The following is a 20427-nucleotide window of genomic DNA, read 5'->3' as shown; positions in this document are numbered from 1 at the left end:
ACAGCCTGCAATGAACCTGACCACCGAACCGCTGGCCTTCGATATCGTCGCGCGCATCGCCGAATGCGCGCCGGAACTGCGTTCGGCCGAACGGAAGGTCGCCGCGCTGATTCTCGATGACCTGACCGGCGCATCGCGCGCCAGCATAGGCGCGCTCGCCCAGCAGGCAGAGGTGAGCGTCGCGACCGTGACGCGCTTTGCCAAGGCGGTGGGTTGTCGCGACGTGCGGGAGTTGAAGCTGCGGCTCGCGCAGGCGGCCGCTGTCGGGCAGCGCTTCCTGCAGGCGGGCGAACCCACCGACGCGCCCGAGCCGATTGCCACCCGCGTATTCGACGAACTGCAGACTGCGCTTGCCCATAACCATCAATTGTTGCGGCAGGCGCCTTTAGCCGAAGCCGCAGCCGCGTTGCGCGCCGCTCGGATGATCTACGTGTTCGGCATGGGCGGCGGCTCGACCGCGCTTGCCGACGAAATGCGCTTCAGGCTCGTGCGCCTCGGCCGGCCGGTTGCGACCTATCAGGACGGCCTGTTGCAGCGCATGGTGGCGAGCACCGTGTCGCGCGAGTGCGTGGTGATCGCGTTGTCCACCACCGGGCGCGTGCCCGAGATGGTCGAGAACTGCAAGATCGCCCGCAGCTACGGGGCGACCGTGATCGCTCTGACCGCGCCGGCTTCGCCGTTGGCCAAACTGGCCGATTGGGTGATCCCGATCGTCGCCTTCGAAACCGATTTTATTTACAAACCGTCGTCGTCGCGTTACTCGATGATGATGGCGCTCGATGTACTCGTCACTGAACTTGCCGTGAGTCAGGGTGACGAGAGCCGCGAATTGCTGCGCCGCATGAAGCACGCGCTCGACGCGCACCGTGGCGGCGGCGACCGACAACCGTTAGGAGACTGATCCATGCATTCGCATCCCGAAGCCGCCGATACGCTGATCGTCGGCGCGCAACTGTACGACGGCACGGGCGCGCCGCCGGTCGAACGCGACGTTGCGATCCGCGACGGCCGCATCGCCGCGATCGGCAATCTGTCGAACTGGCTCGCCGAAGAGGTGGTCGAGGCCAACGGTCGCGCGCTGGCGCCGGGCTTCATCGACGTTCATACGCATGACGACACGCACGTGATCCGTTCGCCGCAAATGCTGCCGAAGATCACGCAGGGCGTGACGACGGTGATTGTCGGCAATTGCGGGATCAGCGCGTCGCCGGTGTCGCTGAAGGGCGATCCGCCCGATCCGATGAATCTGCTTGGCGAGCGCGATGCGTTCCAGTACCCGACTTTCGCTGCGTACGTCGAAGCGGTAAACGCCGCGCGCCCGGCAGTGAATGTCGGCGCGCTGATTGGGCACACGGCGTTGCGCAGCAATCAGATGGACCGGCTCGATCGTGCGGCGACTGCGGCGGAAATCGACGGCATGCGCGCGCAACTCGAAGAGGCGTTGTCGAACGGGGCGTTGGGTTTGAGCTCCGGGCTCGCCTATGGCTCAGCCTTCTCCGCGCCGACCGAAGAAGTGATGGCGCTCGCCGAGCCGCTCGCCGCCGCAGGCGCGCTTTACACCACGCACATGCGTACCGAGTTCGACGCGATTCTCGACGCGATGGACGAAGCGTATCGGGTGGGCCGTCACGCGCATGTGCCGGTGGTGATTTCGCATCTGAAGTGCGCAGGGCCGTCGAACTGGGGGCGCAGCGAAGAGGTGCTTAAGTCGCTGGAGGGCGCGCGTCGTTTGCAGCCGATCGGTTGCGATTGCTATCCGTACAACCGCAGTTCGTCGACGCTCGACGTGAAGCAGGTGACGGGCGACATCGACATCACGATTACATGGTCGGAGCCGCATCCCGAGATGGCGGGCAAGCTGATCAGGGAGATTGCCGCCGAGTGGGGCGTCACGCAGCAGGAGGCCGGCAAGCGATTGCAGCCGGCGGGCGCGGTGTATCACAACATGTCCGAGGACGACGTGCGGCGCATTCTGTCGCATCCCGCGACGATGGTTGGCTCGGACGGATTGCCGAACGATCCGTTGCCGCATCCGCGGTTGTGGGGCGCGTTTCCGCGCGTGCTTGGGCACTACGTACGTGACGCCGGTTTGCTGCCGCTTGAAGAGGCGGTGCGCAAGATGACCAGTTTGTCGGCGCGCCGGTTTGGCTTGGCGCAGCGCGGCGAGGTGCACATCGGTTATCACGCGGATCTGGTGTTATTTGATCCGGCGAAAGTGCGCGACGCGGCGACGTTCGAGAAGCCGCAACAGGCGGCCGATGGAATCGACGCGGTGTGGGTGAATGGCGTGTTGGCTTACCGCGATGGCGCGGTGACTGGCGAACGGGCAGGGCACTTTGTGGCGCGTGGTGCGGCGTCGAAGGGTGATGCGCACGGCGCGTTCTGATTTTTTCTGATTGATGTGGCTGATTTGGCTGATGTGGCACGGGGTTGTGGCATTGCTCGCGCTGCGTGCCGGACTTTTTAAGGAGTTGGATGATGAAGCGATATGGCGTTGAAGGTGGCAAGGGTACGGGTGGTCAACATATGCCCTTTGCTCGGGCGGTCGAAGCGGATGGCTGGTTGTTCGTTTCCGGGCAGACGCCGATGGAAAATGGCGAGGTGATCAATGGTGGGATCGTTGAGCAATCGCACAAGGCGATTCAGAATGTTTTCGCTATTCTGAAGGAAGCTGGGTATGGGGCGGAGCATGTTGTCCGCTGCGGTGTTTGGCTGGATGATCCGCGGGATTTTGCTTCATTTAATAAGGTGTTTCGGGAGTATTTTGGGGAGAATCCACCGGCGCGGGCGTGTGTGGTTTCTTCGATGGTGATTGATTGTCGGGTTGAGGTTGACTGCGTCGCTTATAAGAAGCCTTCGGCTTAAGGTTTTTTGGTCGCCGTGGGCGCTGGTTAGGTTTTTTTGCCTGCTCGGCGCTTGTTTGTCAGTGTTCCTAGGGCTTTGGCCTTTCCTTGATTTGTTAGTGGTCTATTAGCGTTGCCCCTGTGCGGGGCAGGCACTTACTTTCTTTGCCGCCGTCGCAAAGAAAGTAAGCAAAGAAAGCGGCGTTAGAAGCCCCTGCTAAGCGGGAACCGTAGCCCGCAAGTGGTAGTGGCTCCGTGGAATCCGGGCTCTCGCACCTTCACGCGGTAGTGACAAAGGTGTCATCAGCTCCCACTCCGCACTACGTGCGTCGCGGACGGGTATGCCAGGGAAACCAGGGGCTTCGGTTCAAGTCGGGGCCATCGGTTTCGCCTCGGCGACGGGCCGAATGAGCGGCGCACACGAAAACATAGCGATCGGTCTTATGAAGTACTCTTTGGCGCGCGAAGCGCCGCCGGAAGTATGACGCCCTTGTCACTGACGCATGCAGGGGCACGAACACAGATTCCAGATGCACCACTACCATGAGCGAGCTGCGCGACCCGCTTAGCAGGGGCTTCTAGCCGCTTTCTTTGCGGTGGTGGCAAAGAAAGTAAGTGCCTGCCCCGCACAGGGGCGACGCTAATAGACCACTAACAAATCAAGGAAAGGCCAAAGCCCTAAGAACACTGACAATGCCGCCGCAAAAGGCAAAAAAACCACCTACCCTTATTGCCGCGCCAGCCGCAAATTATCCGGCATAGGTAAATTAAAATTCGTCCGGAACGGATTAATATCCAGCCCCCCGCGGCGGGTATACCGCGCGTAAACAGCTAGCTTCACCGGCCGGCAGGCCTTAAGCACATCGATAAAAATCCTCTCGACGCACTGCTCATGAAACCCAGTGTGATTCCGATAGGAAATGATGTACCTCAGCAAGCCCGCATGATCGATCTGCGGCCCAACATAGTGAATCTGCACACTGCCCCAATCAGGCTGCCCCGTCACAGGACAATTCGACTTTAGCAAGTTGGAAACCAACGTCTCCTCAACAGGCGACTCGTCGAACGCAGCCTTCAGCAACGAAGCATCAGGGTGATAAACATCGGTATCGAGATCGAGCCGATCCAGCGACAAGCCGTCAAACTCTTCCATCTGCAACTTGCCGAACTCATACGGCGCCGCCAGATGAACCGACACCGTCGCGCCGCATGAAGCGGAAACATCCCGCTTGATCGTGTCGCGCACAACTTCCATTGATTCAAAAGCCGTCTGCGCAAACGACCCCAGATAAAGCTTGAACGACTTCGACTCGACAATGTTCGGCGAGTCAGCCGGCACAAAGAAAGTCGCCACCGCAATCTGCGGCTTGCCGCGCGCGTTCAGCCAGGAAAGCTCGTAAGCATTCCAGATGTCCGTGCCGAAAAACGGCAACTGCGCGCCAATCCCAATCGCCTCGCGTGCATTCTTCCGGGCAATCGGAAAGAGCAGCGAAGCGTCATATTGTTCGGTGTAAGTGGATGCCTTACCCAGCGGTGATTGTTCGGGTGTCATGATGCGTTCACGATGCCACTCAGCACGTGCCCCGTCGCCGTCACGACGCGGGCCGATTCGCAATGGCCAATTTGGTCGTCGAAGAAAAAGTCCGGCTCGAACTCGCGCAAAAACGCGCTCTTGTCGAGGCCGCCGAGGAACATCGCTTCGTCGATTTCGATGTTCCACGCCATCAATGTGCGGATCGCGCGCTCATGCGCCGGCGCCGAGCGCGCCGTCACCAATGCCGTACGAATATGCATCGGTGCGGCTTCGTCCGCGAGTTTCTGCAGGCGGTGCAGCGCTTCGAGCAACGGCTTCAAAGGCCCATCCGCAAGCGGCAAATCCTTGTTGTGAATCTCATGGCCGACGAACGCCCGCAAGCCATCCTTCTGAAAGATGCGCTCGGCTTCGTCGGAAAACAGCACGGCGTCGCCGTCGAAGGCAATCCGGATTTCGTCCGGGTACTTGCTCGCCATTTTCGCCGATTCGGGCAAGACGCGCGCGGCCGGAAATCCGGCAGCCAATGCGTCGCGCACGTCGTCCTGATTCGCGGACAAAAACAGCGAGGCGTTCAACGGCTTCAGGTAGCCAAATGGCGCGCGCCCACGTGTGAACACGCCACGCTCGATCGCCAGCCCATACTCCCTGCACGAATGAAATGCGCGCAATCCACTGATCGGATCGCTGCGTGACAGGATCACCACCTCGACCCGATGGCCACCGGCATTCAAGGCCAGCAGCTTGCGGATCAGCGGAAACGCGACGCCCGGTTTGGCGGGCACGGCCAGCCGCTCGCGCTGCAACGCTTCATACGCCTGCAGGTTGCCCTTCTCGTACACGCAGTTCTCTTCCTCGAAGTCGAACAGCGCGCGCGACGAGATTGCCACCACCAGTTTGTCGGCAAGCGAAAGAGCCATCTGCGCGTTTTAGTCCAATAAGATCAAGCGAGAAACAATCGGTACACCGGATTCTGCGTCTCTTCCCAGCACGGGTAACCCAGCGTCGTGATAAAGCGTTCGAACTCGCTGTTCTCGCTTTCCGGCACCTGAATGCCGACCAGAATCGAACTGTAGTCCGCACCCTGGTTGCGATAGTGGAACAGACTGATATTCCAGTTCGGCGCCATCGACGACAAGAACTTCATCAGCGCGCCCGGACGCTCCGGAAACTCGAAACGGAACAGACGTTCGTCATGCGCCAGCGGCGAGCGGCCGCCGACCATGTAGCGGATGTGCTGCTTCGACAGTTCGTCGAGAGTCAGATCGACGGTGGCGAAGCCGTGCGCTTCAAATGCGCCCGCGATCTGCGCGGATTCACTGCGATTGCGGATCTGCACGCCGACGAAGATATGGGCTGAATTCGCGTCCGCAATACGGTAGTTGAACTCGGTGACGCTGCGTGTGCCCACCAACTCGCAGAAGCGGCGGAAACTGCCGCGCTCTTCCGGAATCGTCACGGCGAACACCGCTTCACGTGCTTCACCCACCTCAGCACGCTCCGCCACGAAACGCATGCGATCGAAGTTCATGTTCGCGCCGGACGTGATCGCGATCAGCGTCTGGTCCTCGATGCCTTCACGCTCGGCATACTGTTTGGCGCCAGCCACGGCCAGTGCGCCGGCCGGCTCCAGCACACTGCGGGTGTCCTGGAACACGTCCTTGATCGCGGCGCACAGCGCATCGGTGTTCACGAGCAGCACGTCGTCGAGATATTCGCGGCACAGGCGGAAGGTTTCTTCACCGACCAGCTTCACTGCCGTGCCATCCGAGAACAGCCCGACTTCGTTCAATGTGACCCGTTCGCCTGCTTTCAAGGATGCCGCCATCGCGCACGAGTCGTCGGTCTGTACCCCGATCACCCTGATCTCCGGGCGCACCGATTTCACGTACGCGGCCACGCCTGCCGCGAGTCCTCCGCCGCCGATCGGCACGAAGATCGCATGGATCGGGCCCTGATGCTGGCTGAGAATCTCCATCGCGACCGTGCCCTGGCCGGCGATCACGTACGGATCGTCGAACGGGTGAACAAACGTCAGGCCGCGTTCTTCCTGCAGCTTCACGGCATGTCCGTAGGCGTCGCTGTACGACTCGCCGAACTGCACGACTTCGACGGTCGCCCCGCCATGCGCGCGCACCGCATCGACTTTCACCTGCGGGGTCGTCACGGGCACCACGATGATCGCCTTCACGCCCATCCGGGCCGCCGACAACGCCACGCCCTGCGCGTGATTGCCCGCCGACGCGGTAATGACACCCCGCTCCAGCGCATCCGCCGGAATATGCGCCATCTTGTTGTACGCGCCGCGCACCTTGAACGAGAACACCGGCTGGTTGTCCTCGCGCTTCAGATAAACCGGATTACGCAGCCGTGCCGACAGATTCGGCGCGCGTTCGAGTTCGGTCTCGCGGGCCACGTCGTAGACGCGCGCGGTCAGGGTTTTCTTCAGGTAGTCGTGGGAAGCCATGCGGGTGGCGCGGTGCGCTTTGCGAGACGGGAAAGGGTCAATGATAGCGCCAACGGTGCGCACGCTGGCCTTCTGTGAACCTTCGGCGTATGCCGGCGCACCGCAAGCAAAGTCCAACCCGACCGTCCGGTCGGAGAATCGTTCGTATGCGTTGACGAGCGCCGTTCAGCACAAAAACGCCAAAAGTACTGCCACAACCCAGATTTGAGGCGTCAACGCGTGGCGGGATCATGGGGTAGAATTCCATTTTGGAATAAGGATCGGAAGATGCACTGGCAGCCTCAGATCGCCCACTTGATGCCCGTCCCGCGTGAGTCTTGTCCCGCGGCGGAGCGTCACGTCCGCCACGCGCGATCGTGTAGCTGTCTCTGAGCGCCGTGAAGCGACTGATGTGGGTAGGCCGTCGGTTGCGCTTCGCTCCCCTAGAAGATTTCCAGCATTGCGCCCCACGCGCACCGTCCGCCGACGCCTCACAGAGATGAGCGCGCCCGGTTGACCCACCGAGTCGTCCGAACATGAACGCACCTCAAGTTTTCGATCCGCACGGGGCCGCCACTGCGGTGGCCGCCGATCCTGAAGCGCGTCTGCGCGAAATTCCCTATAACTACACGTCGTTTTCCGACCGCGAAATCGTTATCCGTCTGCTCGGCGACGAAGCCTGGGCGGCCCTGGCCGAACTGCGCGCGGAACGCCGCACCGGCCGCTCGGCACGGATGCTGTACGAAGTGCTCGGCGATATCTGGGTCGTGCGCCGCAATCCTTACCTGCAGGATGACCTGCTCGACAATCCGAAGCGCCGCGCGCTGCTGATCGAGGCGCTGCATCACCGTCTGAGCGAGATCGAGAAGCGCCGTCGCGCCGATCTGGTCGAGCACGGCGATGAAGCGGGCGTCGATCGGGCCGCTCGCGTCGAAACGCTGGTGGCGGCTGCTCGCCGCGCCGTCGACGATTTCGAGAGCGAATTCCAGAAGACCTTCGATTTGCGCCGTCGCGCGAACAAGGTGCTGGGCAAGGTCACGGAAAAAGACAACATCAAGTTCGACGGCTTGTCCCGCGTCTCGCACGTGACGGACGCGACCGACTGGCGCGTCGAGTACCCGTTCGTCGTGCTGACGCCGGATACCGAGGCTGAGATCGCCGGCATGATCAAGGCGTGTTTCGAACTCGGTCTGACCGTGATTCCGCGCGGAGGCGGCACGGGCTACACGGGTGGCGCGGTGCCGCTCACGCCGTTTTCGGCCGTCATCAACACCGAAAAGCTCGAACAGCTGGGCGCGGTCGAGATGACCGAACTGCCGGGCGTCGAGCGCAAGGTGGCGACGATTTTCTCCGGCGCGGGCGTGGTCACACGCCGCGTGACCGAAGCGGCCGAGCAGGCCGGCTTCGTGTTCGCGGTCGACCCGACTTCGCTGGATGCATCCTGCGTCGGCGGCAACGTCGCGATGAACGCGGGCGGCAAGAAGGCGGTGTTGTGGGGCACGGCGCTCGACAACCTCGCCTGGTGGCGCATGGTCGACCCGGAAGGGAACTGGCTCGAAGTCACGCGTCTGGACCACAACCTCGGCAAGATCCACGACATCGAAGTCGCGCGTTTCGAGCTGAAGTGGTTCGACGGCAACCACGCGCCAGGCGAAAAGCTGCTGCGCACGGAATCGCTCAACATCAAGGGCCGCGTATTCCGCAAGGAAGGTCTCGGCAAGGACGTGACCGACAAATTCCTGGCCGGTCTGCCAGGCGTGCAGAAAGAAGGCTGCGACGGCTTGATCACGTCCGCGCGCTGGGTGCTGCACAAGATGCCGGCGCATACGCGCACGGTCTGCCTCGAGTTCTTCGGTCAGGCCCGTGAAGCGATCCCGAGCATCGTCGAGATCAAGGACTATCTGTTTGAAACGTCGAAGCAGGGCGGCGCGATTCTCGCCGGCCTCGAGCATCTGGACGAACGCTACCTGCGCGCGGTCGGCTATGCGACCAAGAGCAAGCGCAACGCGTTTCCGAAGATGGTGCTGATCGGCGACATCGTCGGCGACGATGCGGATGCGGTCGCGCAAGCGACCTCGGAAGTGGTGCGTATGGCCAACGGTAAGAGCGGCGAAGGTTTTGTCGCCGTCAACGCCGAAGCGCGCAAGCGTTTCTGGCTTGACCGCAGCCGCACCGCCGCGATTGCCAAGCACACCAACGCGTTCAAGATCAACGAAGACGTGGTGATCCCGCTCAACCGGATGGGCGAGTACACCGACGGCATCGAACGCATCAATATCGAACTGTCGATCAAGAACAAGCTGCAACTCGTCGACGCGCTCGAAACGTTCTTCAAGGGTGGCAAGCTGCCGCTCGGCAAGAGCGACGACGCCAACGAAATCCCGAGCGCGGAGTTGCTCGAAGATCGCGTGCAACAGGCGCTCGACGTTCTGAAAAAGGTGCGTACGCGCTGGGAATTCCTGCGCGACAAGCTCGATCTGTCCTTGCGTGAAGCGCAGCATTATCTGGTCGGCCTTGGCTACGAAGGGCTGGCAGAGAAGTTTGCCGATCGCGTCGACGCGCAGCCGGATGCGACCGTGTTCCATATCACGCAAGACCGTACGGTGCGCGTGTCGTGGAAGGCGGAGATCCGGGCTGAATTGCGTCAGATCTTCAACGGCGGTGAGTTCAAACCGATCCTCGAAGAAGCTCAGGCGATTCACAAGCAGGTCCTGCGCGGCCGTGTGTTCGTCGCGCTGCATATGCACGCGGGCGACGGCAACGTCCACACGAACCTGCCGGTCAACTCCGACAACTACGAGATGCTGCAGGACGCCCACACGGCGGTTGCGCGCATCATGAAGCTGGCGCGTTCGCTCGACGGCGTGATTTCCGGCGAGCACGGCATCGGTATTACCAAGCTCGAATTCCTGACCGAGGAAGAGATCGGCGAATTCCGCGCGTACAAGCAGCGCGTCGATCCGCATGGCCGCTTCAACGCGGGCAAGCTGCTCGAAGGCGCTGACCTGCGCAACGCCTACACGCCGAGCTTCGGCCTGATGGGCTATGAATCGCTGATCATGCAGCAGTCCGACATCGGTGCGATTTCCGAGTCGATCAAGGATTGTTTGCGTTGCGGCAAGTGCAAGCCGGTGTGCGCGACTCACGTGCCGCGCGCGAACCTGCTGTACAGCCCGCGCAACAAGATTCTCGCCACCTCCTTGCTGGTCGAGGCGTTCCTGTATGAAGAGCAGACCCGCCGCGGCGTGTCGATCAAACACTGGGACGAGTTCAACGACGTCGCCGATCACTGCACCGTCTGTCACAAATGCGTGACGCCGTGCCCGGTGAAGATCGACTTCGGCGATGTGACGATGAACATGCGCAACCTGCTGCGCAAGATGGGCAAGAAGAAGTTCAATCCGGGCAACGCAGCCGGCATGTTCTTCCTGAACGCCACCAACCCGCAGACCATCAACCTCGCGCGTACCGCGATGATGGGCATCGGCTACAAGGCGCAGCGTCTCGGCAACGACGTGCTGAAGAAGTTCGCGAAGAAGCAGACGGCGCACCCGCCGGCAACCGTCGGCAAGCCGAAGGTCACGCAGCAGGTGATTCACTTCATGAACAAGAAGATGCCGGGCAACCTGCCGAAGAAAACCGCGCGCGCGTTGCTCGATATCGAGGACAACAAGATCGTCCCGATCATCCGCAATCCGAAGACGACCACAGCCGACACGGAAGCGGTGTTCTACTTCCCGGGCTGTGGCTCCGAGCGGCTGTTCTCGCAAGTGGGTCTGGCCACGCAAGCGATGCTGTGGGAGGCGGGCGTGCAAACCGTGCTGCCGCCGGGCTACCTGTGCTGCGGCTATCCACAGCGCGGCTCGGGCCAGTTTGACAAGGCCGAGCAGATCGTCACGGATAACCGTGTGCTGTTCCACCGCGTCGCGAATACGCTGAACTATCTCGACATCAAGACGGTGGTGGTGTCGTGCGGTACGTGTTACGACCAGCTCGCCGGTTACGAATTCGAGAAGATTTTCCCGGGCTGCCGGATCATCGACATCCACGAGTTCCTGCTCGAGAAGGGGATCAAGCTCGAAGGCGTCAACGGTGTGCGCTACATGTATCACGACCCGTGCCACTCCCCGATCAAGACGATGGACCCGGTCAAGCTCGTCAATCAGCTGATGGGATCGGAAAAGGACGGCTACAAGATCGAGAAGAACGATCGCTGCTGTGGCGAATCCGGCACACTCGCGGTGACGCGCCCGGACATTTCGACGCAAGTCCGTTTCCGCAAGGAAGAGGAAATGCGCAAGGGCGCCGCGAAGCTGCGTGGCATTCCGCTGGTGGCGGAGGCGGGTGCGAATGGGATCAATACGGCCAACGCGTCGGCCGGCGCGGCGGGTGCGCCGGATGGTTCTGTGCTCAAGGCGGGCGACGGGCCGCAACCGAACGGCGCCACTGAGGTGAAGATCCTCACGAGCTGCCCGTCCTGCCTGCAAGGCCTGTCGCGCTATAACGAGGACGCGGGCACCGAGGCGGACTACATCGTCGTCGAAATGGCGCGTCACGTGCTGGGCGAAGACTGGATGGCGGATTACGTCCAGCGGGCGAACAATGGCGGAATCGAGCGCGTGCTGGTTTAATGGCACGACTGACGATTTTTGCCTGAGGACGACGATGGAATGCGTTTTTTGCCGTGAAGATGGCGGCGATGTGCTGTGGCAGGACGACACCCTGCGTGTCGTCCTCGCCGACGAACATGACTACCCGGGCTTTTGCCGGGTGATCTGGAACAAGCATGTCGCTGAGTTTTCCGATCTCGCCGAGACCGACCGCGATCGCGTGATGCGGGCCGTGTATGCGGTCGAGCGTGCGATCCGGCGCATTCTCCAGCCGGTGAAGGTCAACCTGGCGAGCCTCGGCAACCAGGTGCCGCACGTGCATTGGCATGTGATTCCGCGTTTTTCGAACGACGCTCATTTCCCGCTGCCGATCTGGGCGCCGCGCCAACGCACGGTGTCCGAAGCCATGCTGTCGTCGCGCCGCGCGCAAGCTACCCTGCTGCGCGAAGCCGTGCGGCAAGAAATCGAACAGGCGTTTGGCTGAACGCTCCAAACCTGGCGTTCAGCGCCAGAGGCGGCCCGGCGCTTTCTAATGAGGTCAATATGAGTGGCTTGACTCGCGATACCCCGGTGCCGACCGGCGTGGTCGTGCATTCCAAATCGCGCGTACTCGAATTGCAGTACGCAAATGGCGAAACGTATCGCCTGCCGTTCGAACTGCTGCGCGTGTATTCGCCGTCGGCAGAAGTGATGGGCCACGGGCCCGGCCAGGAAACTTTGCAAACCGGTAAGCGCGACGTCACGATCACCATGATCGAGGGCGTCGGCAACTATGCGCTGCAGCCGACTTTCTCCGACGGACACGCCACCGGCATCTATTCCTGGGACCTGCTGCACGATATGGCTATCCGTCAGGATGAACTCTGGCGCGACTATCTCGCCAAACTGGCAGCGGCCGGCGTCGACCGCGATGCTCCCATGGCGCCAGCCGGTGCTGCGCACGGGCACTGTCACTGATACGATTCGCCCTGGTCGCCGCACTGATGCGGCGCAACATTTCAGAATACGCGAAAGGACGAGCGCGATGAGCAAAACCCACTTCGGCTTTCAATCGGTCGACGAACAGGAAAAAGCGCAGAAGGTGGCGGGCGTGTTCCACTCGGTCGCCTCCAACTACGACTTGATGAACGACCTGATGTCGGGCGGGTTGCACCGGGCGTGGAAGATGTTCACGATCGCCCAGGCCAACGTCCGGCCGGGCTTCAAGGTGCTCGATATCGCGGGCGGCACGGGCGATCTGTCGAAGGCGTTCGCCAAACAGGCGGGCGACACCGGCGAAGTCTGGCACACCGACATCAACGAATCGATGCTGCGCGTGGGCCGCGACCGCCTGTTGGATAAGGGCGTCATCACCCCGGCGCTGCTCTGCGACGCCGAAAAGATCCCCTTTCCGGACAATTACTTCGATGTGGTGACCGTGGCATTCGGCTTGCGCAATATGACGCACAAGGATGTGGCGCTCGCCGAGATGCGCCGCGTGCTGAAGCCGGCAGGCCGTCTGCTGGTGCTGGAGTTCTCGAAGGTGTGGGATCCGCTGAAAAAGGTCTACGACGTCTATTCGTTCAAGGTCTTGCCGTGGCTCGGCGACCGCTTTGCGAAGGACGCCGAGAGCTACCGCTACCTGGCGGAATCGATCCGGATGCACCCGGATCAGGAAACTTTAAAAACAATGATGGAACAAGCGGGCCTGGACGGCGTCAAATATTACAATTTGTCAGCTGGCGTGGTAGCTTTACATGTGGGGACCAAATACTAGGGTTCCTAACCCATCGATTTTTAAAGGAAAGTACGAAAATGTCCGATTCAGGTGTGTTATCTCCCCGTAAGGTTACGAGGTCATTGGTGAGAAGAATCGGACTGATCGCGATGGTCGGTCTGATCATGGCCGGCTCTCTCGCCTCGCTCGATGCGGAAGCCCGCCGCATGGGCGGCGGCCGTAGCATTGGCCGTCAGTCGAACACGGTTCAGCAACAGTCCGCTCCGTCGCAACCTTCCCAAAGCAATCAGGCCATGCAGCAGCGCGCGCAGCCGGCACCGGCGCCCGCGCCGACTCCCGCCGCAGCGCCTAACCGCTCGCGCTGGCTTGGCCCGATCGCCGGTCTTGCCGCCGGTCTCGGTATCGCGGCGTTGTTGTCGCACTTCGGTCTGGGCGGCGCGTTCGCTGGCGCTATGGCCAACATCATCGTGATCGCGCTCATCGCGATGATCGGCATCTGGCTGATCCGCCGCTTCATGGGTCGTAAGCGCAATACGTCGCAACCGGCGTACGCGGGCGGCGCACCTTCGCTGAATGCGGGCGGCACCGGCTATACGCAGGAGCCGCGTTACTCCGCTCCGCCCACCGGTTCGTACCTCGAACCGCAAGGCAACCCGCTGACCACGCCGTCCATCAACGCTGCCCCGGCCGTGCCGGCCGGCTTCGATTCGGAAGCCTTCCTGCGCAACGCGAAGGTGTACTTCGTGCGCCTGCAAGCTGCATGGGACGTCGGCAACACGGAAGACATCCGCGAATTCACCACGCCGGAAATGTTCGCGGAAGTGAAGGTGGATCTGAACTCGCGTGGTGCCGAGTCCAATCAGACGGACGTGGTGCAACTGAATGCGGAGCTGCTGGGCGTCGAAGAACGTGCGTCCGAATACTTCGCCAGCGTGCGCTTCTCCGGTTTGATCCGCGAATCGGCGGGTGCGGCGGCTGAGCCGTTCGTCGAAGTCTGGAACCTGACGAAGGCGAACCGCCCCGGCGAAGGCTGGCTGCTGGCCGGCATTCAGCAGGTGTCACAGCACTGAGCCAGCGCTGCTTGCCCTGACTTTGCACACAGCATTGGCCGTTCGGCATAGCAAGCCGCGAAGCGAACGGACGTTACAATAGGAACCCGCGCGGGCACCTCGCCCGCGCGGGTTTTTTCTTGCCACTTTCAATGACCCTCGCCGCCAAGCCCTTCGCTGCTGCTGTCAATCATCTGCTCGCCCGCGAATTGTGGGCTCGAGAGCGCCTCGCCCCGTACGCGGGCAAGACCGCCAGACTGTCCTGTCCGCCAGTCGTGCTGATGCTGCTGGTGCAACCCGACGGCTACCTCGGCGCGCTCGACGAAACCGATGCGCAACAATTCGATGTGACCATCTCGGTGCCGTCCGACGCGTTGCCGGCCTTCATGCAAGGCGGCCAGGCCGCCGTGATGAAGCACGTGAAGATCGAAGGCGACGCCGAGTTTGCGACTGTGATCGCCAAGCTCGCCGAGCATCTGCGCTGGGAGCCCGAAGAAGATCTGGCGAAGCTGATCGGCGACGGTCCGGCGTGGCGGGTGGCTTCGGTCGTGCGCACGGTCGGCGAACATGCGCGGCGTACCGGGCGCAATCTGCTCGACACCGCCGCCGAGTATCTGCTCGACGAAAACCCGCAACTGGTGCGCCGCGCCGCGCTGGAAGACTTCAACGTCGAACTGGCCCGCGCCCGCGACGCTTTGGCGCGCGTAGAAAAGCGCATCGAGCGTCTTGAACAGAAGGTCGAAGCCCGCGGCGCAGATGCGCCGGGCGGCGCCGCCACGTCGCGCGGCACGCGCTAGTCATCGGGCACAACTATGCGTTTTCTGCGTTTCCTCAAGATTTTCTTCACGGTCATCCGCTTCGGTCTCGATGAGATGATGCTCAGCCGCGTCAATGACCGGCGTGTGCGTCTGCTGCTGCGTATCACCACCATCGGCCGCAAGTTCGACGCGCCTCCGGGTGTGCGTTTGCGGCTCGCGCTCGAAAGCCTCGGGCCGATCTTCGTCAAGTTCGGCCAGGTGCTGTCCACGCGGCGCGATCTGCTGCCGGTTGATATCGCCAATGAACTGGCCAAGCTGCAGGATCAGGTGCCGCCGTTCGATTCGGCGGTGGCGATCGGGCTGGTCGAGAAGTCGCTTGGCGCACCGGTCGACGTGCTGTTCGACGATTTCGAGCGGGTACCGGTGGCGAGCGCGTCGATCGCGCAGGTTCACTTTGCGAAGGTGAAAGCAGGGCAGCACGCGGGCAAGGCAGTCGCCGTGAAGGTGCTGCGGCCGAACATGTTGCCGGTGATCGACTCCGACCTGGCCTTGCTGCGCGACATCGCCGTCTGGGCCGAGCGTCTGTGGGCTGACGGCAAGCGCCTGAAGCCGCGCGAGGTGGTCGCCGAATTCGACAAGTATCTGCACGACGAACTCGATCTGATGCGCGAAGCGGCGAACGGCAGCCAGCTGCGCCGTAACTTCGCCGGGCTTGATCTGCTGCTGGTGCCGGAGATGTACTGGGAGTTCTGCACGCCCACCGTGCTGGTGATGGAGCGCATGGTCGGCGTGCCGATCAGCCAGGTGGAGACGCTGCGCGCGGCCGGCGTCGATATTCCGAAGCTGGCGCGCGAAGGCGTCGAAATTTTCTTCACCCAGGTGTTCCGCGATGGCTTTTTCCACGCCGACATGCATCCGGGCAACATTCAGGTGAGCCTCGATCCGGCGCACTTCGGCCGCTATATCGCGCTCGACTTCGGCATCATCGGCGCGCTGTCGGACTTCGATAAGAACTACCTCGCGCAGAACTTCCTCGCTTTCTTCAAGCGCGACTACCACCGCGTCGCCACGCTGCATCTGGAGTCCGGCTGGGTGCCGCCTACGACCCGGGTCGAGGAACTGGAAAGCGCGATCCGCGCGGTTTGCGAGCCCTATTTCGACCGCGCGTTGAAGGATATTTCGCTTGGCCAGGTGCTGATGCGCCTGTTCTCGACGTCGCGCCGCTTCAACGTGGAAATCCAGCCGCAACTGGTGCTGCTGCAAAAAACCATGCTGAACGTGGAAGGGCTAGGCCGTTCGCTCGATCCTGAACTGGATTTGTGGAAGACCGCCAAGCCCTATCTCGAACGCTGGATGAACGAGCAGATTGGTCTGCGCGGCTGGTACGAGCGGCTGAAGATCGAAGCGCCGCAGTGGAGCAAGACGCTGCCGCAGTTGCCGCGCCTGATCCATCATGTGCTGGCTCAGCGTCACGACCACACGCGCGGCGCGAACGACGACATGATTCGCCAGATCCTGCTCGAGCAGAAGCGCACCAACCGGCTGCTGCAAGGGCTGCTGTTGTTCGGCGTGGCAGTGGGCGTCGGCGCGGTGCTGGCGCGGGCGTTTCTGGCGTTCGCCTACGGCGGGTGATCCCGACCCGATCCTGAACCCTGCGAGGCATCTCATGAGCGATCCGACCCAGCCTTCCGCGCCCGACTTCGCGACCCGCGATCCCAACTCGCCCGAGTTCTGGGACGAGCGCTTCGAACGCCATTTCATGCCGTGGGATCAGGCGGGCGTGCCGTCGGCGTTCCAGTCGTTCGCTAGCCGGCACGCCGGCGCGGCCGTACTGATTCCCGGCTGCGGCAGTGCCTACGAGGCGCTCTGGCTGGCTGGGCAGGGCAATCCGGTCCGGGCGATCGATTTCTCGCCGGCCGCCGTAGCGGCAGCGCGCGAGCAATTGGGCGCGCAGCATGCTCAACTGGTCGAGCAGGCTGACTTCTTCGCTTACGAGCCGCCGTTCACGCCGGCCTGGATTTACGAGCGCGCGTTTCTGTGCGCGCTGCCGTTGGCGCGCCGTGCAGACTACGCGCAACGAATGGCCGCGTTGTTGCCGGAGGGCGCACTGCTGGCGGGTTTCTATTTCATCGGCGCGACGCCGAAAGGGCCGCCGTTCGGCATCGAGCGCGCCGAACTCGACGCGTTGCTCTCGCCGTCCTTCGACCTGATCGAAGACGAGGCCGTGACCGACTCGATTGCCGTTTTTGCCGGCCGCGAGCGCTGGATGACGTGGCGCCGTCGTGGCTGAGCGGGCCGCCGCGTTTGACGACAGCGCGGGCCGCACTTGATTCGATAGCGGCGGCCCCCATTTACGGGGACGGCGGCTGCGCCTGGCGTTTGTCCCGGAAATTCACGGGTGACTAGCCATATGCGGCTATAATTCAAGGCTTTGCAAGCGTTTACAAGATTTCAGTAGGGAAAAGTTCATGCCGATCTACGCTTATCGTTGCGAGTCATGCGGCTTCGGGAAGGACGTGCTTCAGAAGATGAGCGACCCCCAGTTGACGCAGTGTCCCGAGTGCGGGAAAGACACCTTTCGCAAGCAGGTGACAGCAGCCGGTTTCCAGTTGAAGGGCTCCGGCTGGTATGTGACCGATTTCCGCGGCGGTAATGGCGGCGCAAGCGCGCCGGCCAAGCCCGACGCGAATGGCGGCTCGAATGCGAATTCGGGCGAAAACGCTGCAGCCGGGAATAACGGCGCCGCCAATTCCGACACGGCTTCGGCCAACGGCACGGCCGCCGCCGCTTCGTCGGGCGCCGCCGCAACGCCTGCCACGCCTGCTGCCGCACCCGCCGCATCGTCGAATTCGAGCGGCTCCGGCAGCGCCTAGTTGCACGGCCGCCCTTATGGGCGGCGCACACGCCGCGCGTCGGGTATCGGCTCGCGCGGCTTTCTGGCGGTACACATGACGACGAAAAAAACGACGCTCAAATCGGTGTTCCTGACTGGCCTGCTGGTGCTGGTGCCTCTGGCTATCACACTGTGGGTGCTCGGCCTGATCATCGGCACGATGGACCAGACGCTGTTGCTGCTGCCGACCTCATGGCAGCCGGAGCGCGCGCTCGGCTTCCGTTTGCCGGGCCTCGGCGCGGTGCTGACGCTGGCGTTCATCTTTGTCGTCGGGCTGTTGACGCAAAACTTCATCGGGCAGAAGCTCGTGAAGTGGTGGGAAGTCGTGGTTGCTCACATTCCGGTGGTCGGCCCGATCTACACCAGCGTCAAGCAGGTGTCGGACACCTTGTTGTCGAGCAGCGGCAATGCGTTTCGCAAGGCGCTCCTGATCGAGTACCCGCGCCGCGGTTCCTATACGATTGCGTTTCTGACCGGCATTCCGGGCGGCGACGTGGTCAATCACCTGAAAGAAGACTACGTCAGCGTGTATGTGCCGACTACGCCGAACCCAACGTCCGGCTTCTTCCTGATGGTGCCCAAGAGCGAAGTGATCGAACTCGACATGACGGTCGACGCTGCGCTCAAGTACATCGTCTCGATGGGCGTCGTGGCGCCGTCCGCGCCGCCGGCGCCGGTGCGCCGCACGACAGTCGAGCCTCCGCTGTAATGCCGGTGCGCAGCGTTTATCGCCGCGCGCCGTCCAACCAATGCATAACGAAAGACAAACATCATGTCGATGAGATCTGAATACTGCGGTCTGGTGACCGAAGAACTGCTGGGCCAACCCGTCTCGCTGTGCGGTTGGGTAAGCCGCCGCCGTGACCATGGCGGCGTTATCTTCATCGACCTGCGCGACCGCGAAGGCCTCGTTCAGGTCGTCTGCGATCCGGATCGCGCGGAAATGTTCAAGACTGCCGAAGGCGTCCGGAACGAGTTCTGCCTGCAGATCAAGGGCGTGGTTCGCGCCCGCCCGGAAGGCACGACGAACGCCTCGCTGAAGAGCGGCAAGATCGAAGTGCTGTGCCACGAGCTGATCGTGCTGAACCCGTCGATCACGCCGCCGTTCCAGCTCGACGACGACAACCTGTCGGAAACCACGCGCCTCACGCATCGCGTGCTCGACCTGCGCCGTCCGCAGATGCAGCACAACCTGCGTTTGCGTTACCGCGTCGCGATCGAAGTGCGCAAGTATCTGGACTCGCTGGGCTTCATCGACATCGAAACGCCGATGCTCACCAAGAGCACGCCGGAAGGCGCGCGCGATTACCTCGTGCCGTCGCGTACCAACCCGGGCCAGTTCTTCGCGCTGCCGCAATCGCCGCAACTGTTCAAGCAGCTGCTGATGGTCGCCAACTTCGATCGCTACTACCAGATCGTCAAGTGCTTCCGCGACGAAGACCTGCGCGCTGACCGTCAGCCGGAATTCACGCAGATCGACTGCGAAACCTCGTTCCTGTCGGAACAGGAAATCCGCGATCTGTTCGAAGCGATGATCCGTCACGTGTTCAAGGAAACGATCGGCGTCGAACTGGCCGAAAAATTCCCGGTCATGGAGTACTCGGAAGCCATGCGCCGTTTCGGTTCGGACAAGCCGGACCTGCGCGTGAAGCTCGAATTCACCGACCTGACCGACGCGGTTAGAGACGTCGACTTCAAGGTGTTCAGCACGCCGGCCAACACGAAAGACGGCCGCGTCGCGGCGATCCGTGTGCCGAAGGGCGGCGAGCTTTCGCGTGGCGACATCGACAGCTACACGGAATTCGTGCGCATCTACGGCGCGAAGGGCCTCGCGTGGATCAAGGTCAACGAAGTAGCGAAGGGCCGTGACGGTCTGCAAAGCCCGATCGTCAAGAACCTGCACGACGAAGCGGTCAAGGCGATCATCGAGCGTACCGGCGCGCAAGACGGCGACATCATTTTCTTCGCGGCGGATCGCGCGAAGGTGGTGAACGACAGCCTGGGCGCGCTGCGTCTGAAGATCGGTCATTCGGAATTCGGCAAGGCCAATGGCCTCGTCGAATCCGGCTGGAAGCCGCTGTGGGTGATCGACTTCCCGATGTTCGAATACGACGAGGAAGACAACCGCTACGTCGCCGCGCATCACCCGTTCACGAGCCCGAAGGACGAGCACCTCGAGTATCTGGAAACGGATCCGGCGCGCTGCCTCGCCAAGGCCTACGACATGGTGCTGAACGGCTGGGAAATCGGCGGCGGTTCGGTGCGTATCCACCGTGAAGAAGTGCAGAGCAAGGTGTTCCGTGCGCTGAAGATCGGCGCGGAAGAAGCGCAAGCCAAGTTCGGCTTCCTGCTCGACGCGCTGCAATACGGCGCGCCGCCGCACGGCGGTATCGCATTCGGTCTGGACCGCATCATCACGATGATGGCCGGCGCCGATTCGATTCGCGACGTGATCGCGTTCCCGAAGACGCAACGTGCACAGTGTCTGCTCACGCAGGCGCCGAGCGAAGTGGACGAGCGCCAGTTGCGCGAGTTGCACATCCGTCTGCGTCAGCCGGAACCGAAGGTCTAAGCGGGATC

General features: G+C 62.3%; 17 protein-coding genes. 14 read left to right on the top strand and 3 right to left on the bottom strand.

Features of this window, described 5'->3' with window-relative positions; translation table 11 throughout:
• Positions 1 to 10: 10 nt before the first annotated feature.
• The 3 genes from KHO33_RS24225 (at position 11) to KHO33_RS24215 (ending at position 2865) form a co-directional block, all read left to right on the top strand.
• Positions 11 to 901 (top strand): MurR/RpiR family transcriptional regulator, encoded by an 891-nt coding sequence (locus KHO33_RS24225; RefSeq protein WP_200563895.1) that lies wholly within the window; start codon positions 11 to 13, stop codon positions 899 to 901.
• A gap of 3 nt (positions 902 to 904) precedes the next feature.
• A complete protein-coding gene (locus tag KHO33_RS24220) occupies positions 905 to 2386 on the top strand; it encodes an N-acyl-D-amino-acid deacylase family protein (protein ID WP_200563893.1) in 1482 nt (493 codons plus the stop codon).
• A gap of 92 nt (positions 2387 to 2478) precedes the next feature.
• A complete protein-coding gene (locus KHO33_RS24215; protein ID WP_028200605.1) occupies positions 2479 to 2865 on the top strand; it encodes a RidA family protein in 387 nt (128 codons plus the stop codon).
• Between the two features lie 705 nt (positions 2866 to 3570).
• On the opposite strand, the gene queF is transcribed toward KHO33_RS24215, so the two are convergent.
• From queF to ilvA, 3 genes are read right to left on the bottom strand one after another with little or no spacing between them, the layout of a single operon-like run.
• Positions 3571 to 4395: an NADPH-dependent 7-cyano-7-deazaguanine reductase QueF gene (gene queF / locus KHO33_RS24210; RefSeq protein WP_054037665.1), complete on the bottom strand. Its 825-nt coding sequence runs from the start codon at positions 4393 to 4395 to the stop codon at positions 3571 to 3573.
• On the bottom strand, positions 4392 to 5294 hold the full coding sequence (locus tag KHO33_RS24205; protein ID WP_200563891.1) for a 5'-nucleotidase: 903 nt from the start codon (positions 5292 to 5294) through the stop codon (positions 4392 to 4394). Before KHO33_RS24205 ends, queF begins: the two co-directional genes overlap by 4 nt.
• Positions 5295 to 5317: 23 nt before the next feature.
• Positions 5318 to 6883: a threonine ammonia-lyase, biosynthetic gene (gene ilvA, locus KHO33_RS24200; RefSeq protein ID WP_268963351.1), complete on the bottom strand. Its 1566-nt coding sequence runs from the start codon at positions 6881 to 6883 to the stop codon at positions 5318 to 5320.
• Positions 6884 to 7356: 473 nt separating this feature from the next.
• On the opposite strand from ilvA, the gene KHO33_RS24195 reads away from it, so the two are divergent.
• From KHO33_RS24195 to aspS, 11 genes are all read left to right on the top strand, one after another.
• On the top strand, positions 7357 to 11451 hold the full coding sequence (locus KHO33_RS24195) for a DUF3683 domain-containing protein (protein WP_200563888.1): 4095 nt from the start codon (positions 7357 to 7359) through the stop codon (positions 11449 to 11451).
• Between the two features lie 34 nt (positions 11452 to 11485).
• Positions 11486 to 11914, top strand: a complete 429-nt coding sequence (locus KHO33_RS24190) for an HIT family protein (protein ID WP_200563886.1) — start codon at positions 11486 to 11488, stop codon at positions 11912 to 11914.
• A 59-nt stretch (positions 11915 to 11973) separates the two neighbouring features.
• The gene (locus KHO33_RS24185) at positions 11974 to 12387 is read left to right on the top strand and encodes a gamma-butyrobetaine hydroxylase-like domain-containing protein (protein ID WP_097391278.1); all 414 of its coding nucleotides are present in this window, start codon (positions 11974 to 11976) and stop codon (positions 12385 to 12387) included.
• Between the two features lie 67 nt (positions 12388 to 12454).
• Positions 12455 to 13186: a bifunctional demethylmenaquinone methyltransferase/2-methoxy-6-polyprenyl-1,4-benzoquinol methylase UbiE gene (gene ubiE, locus KHO33_RS24180; RefSeq protein WP_093646467.1), complete on the top strand. Its 732-nt coding sequence runs from the start codon at positions 12455 to 12457 to the stop codon at positions 13184 to 13186.
• A gap of 38 nt (positions 13187 to 13224) precedes the next feature.
• The gene (locus KHO33_RS24175) at positions 13225 to 14217 is read left to right on the top strand and encodes a Tim44 domain-containing protein (protein ID WP_200563884.1); all 993 of its coding nucleotides are present in this window, start codon (positions 13225 to 13227) and stop codon (positions 14215 to 14217) included.
• Between the two features lie 131 nt (positions 14218 to 14348).
• Entirely contained in the window at positions 14349 to 14993 is a 645-nt protein-coding gene (locus KHO33_RS24170) for a ubiquinone biosynthesis accessory factor UbiJ (RefSeq protein WP_054037680.1), read from the top strand.
• A gap of 15 nt (positions 14994 to 15008) precedes the next feature.
• Positions 15009 to 16586, top strand: coding sequence for a ubiquinone biosynthesis regulatory protein kinase UbiB (gene ubiB, locus KHO33_RS24165; RefSeq protein WP_054037682.1), 1578 nt, complete (start codon positions 15009 to 15011; stop codon positions 16584 to 16586).
• A gap of 34 nt (positions 16587 to 16620) precedes the next feature.
• Positions 16621 to 17244: a methyltransferase domain-containing protein gene (locus KHO33_RS24160; RefSeq protein WP_200563883.1), complete on the top strand. Its 624-nt coding sequence runs from the start codon at positions 16621 to 16623 to the stop codon at positions 17242 to 17244.
• Positions 17245 to 17422: 178 nt separating this feature from the next.
• A complete protein-coding gene (locus tag KHO33_RS24155) occupies positions 17423 to 17827 on the top strand; it encodes an FmdB family zinc ribbon protein (RefSeq protein ID WP_093646475.1) in 405 nt (134 codons plus the stop codon).
• A gap of 75 nt (positions 17828 to 17902) precedes the next feature.
• Positions 17903 to 18556 carry a DUF502 domain-containing protein gene (locus tag KHO33_RS24150; RefSeq protein ID WP_054037685.1) on the top strand — a complete coding sequence of 218 codons (654 nt, stop codon included), beginning with the start codon at positions 17903 to 17905 and terminating at the stop codon, positions 18554 to 18556.
• 63 nt (positions 18557 to 18619) lie between these two features.
• Positions 18620 to 20419 (top strand): aspartate--tRNA ligase, encoded by a 1800-nt coding sequence (aspS, locus tag KHO33_RS24145; RefSeq protein ID WP_093646480.1) that lies wholly within the window; start codon positions 18620 to 18622, stop codon positions 20417 to 20419.
• Positions 20420 to 20427: the final 8 nt, after the last annotated feature.

Origin of the sequence: Paraburkholderia nemoris (genome assembly GCF_905221015.1) — a bacterium.
Lineage (GTDB): Bacteria > Pseudomonadota > Gammaproteobacteria > Burkholderiales > Burkholderiaceae > Paraburkholderia > Paraburkholderia nemoris.
The sequence above is the reverse complement of the archived record's forward strand: the minus strand, read 5'-3'. Positions and strand labels throughout refer to the sequence as shown.

Bases quoted from the DNA above. Each gene is read 5' to 3' on its own strand.
- KHO33_RS24155 (WP_093646475.1), top strand. From the start codon at position 17,423: ATGCCGATCTACGCTTATCGTTGCGAGTCATGCGGCTTCGGGAAGGAC.
- KHO33_RS24160 (WP_200563883.1), top strand. From the start codon at position 16,621: ATGAGCGATCCGACCCAGCCTTCCGCGCCCGACTTCGCGACCCGCGAT.
- KHO33_RS24185 (WP_097391278.1), top strand. From the start codon at position 11,974: ATGAGTGGCTTGACTCGCGATACCCCGGTGCCGACCGGCGTGGTCGTG.
- KHO33_RS24220 (WP_200563893.1), top strand. From the start codon at position 905: ATGCATTCGCATCCCGAAGCCGCCGATACGCTGATCGTCGGCGCGCAA.
- KHO33_RS24190 (WP_200563886.1), top strand. From the start codon at position 11,486: ATGGAATGCGTTTTTTGCCGTGAAGATGGCGGCGATGTGCTGTGGCAG.
- KHO33_RS24205 (WP_200563891.1), bottom strand. From the start codon at position 5,294: ATGGCTCTTTCGCTTGCCGACAAACTGGTGGTGGCAATCTCGTCGCGC.
- ubiB (WP_054037682.1), top strand. From the start codon at position 15,009: ATGCGTTTTCTGCGTTTCCTCAAGATTTTCTTCACGGTCATCCGCTTC.
- aspS (WP_093646480.1), top strand. From the start codon at position 18,620: ATGTCGATGAGATCTGAATACTGCGGTCTGGTGACCGAAGAACTGCTG.
- KHO33_RS24195 (WP_200563888.1), top strand. From the start codon at position 7,357: ATGAACGCACCTCAAGTTTTCGATCCGCACGGGGCCGCCACTGCGGTG.
- queF (WP_054037665.1), bottom strand. From the start codon at position 4,395: ATGACACCCGAACAATCACCGCTGGGTAAGGCATCCACTTACACCGAA.
- KHO33_RS24170 (WP_054037680.1), top strand. From the start codon at position 14,349: ATGACCCTCGCCGCCAAGCCCTTCGCTGCTGCTGTCAATCATCTGCTC.
- KHO33_RS24215 (WP_028200605.1), top strand. From the start codon at position 2,479: ATGAAGCGATATGGCGTTGAAGGTGGCAAGGGTACGGGTGGTCAACAT.
- KHO33_RS24225 (WP_200563895.1), top strand. From the start codon at position 11: ATGAACCTGACCACCGAACCGCTGGCCTTCGATATCGTCGCGCGCATC.
- KHO33_RS24175 (WP_200563884.1), top strand. From the start codon at position 13,225: ATGTCCGATTCAGGTGTGTTATCTCCCCGTAAGGTTACGAGGTCATTG.
- ubiE (WP_093646467.1), top strand. From the start codon at position 12,455: ATGAGCAAAACCCACTTCGGCTTTCAATCGGTCGACGAACAGGAAAAA.
- KHO33_RS24150 (WP_054037685.1), top strand. From the start codon at position 17,903: ATGACGACGAAAAAAACGACGCTCAAATCGGTGTTCCTGACTGGCCTG.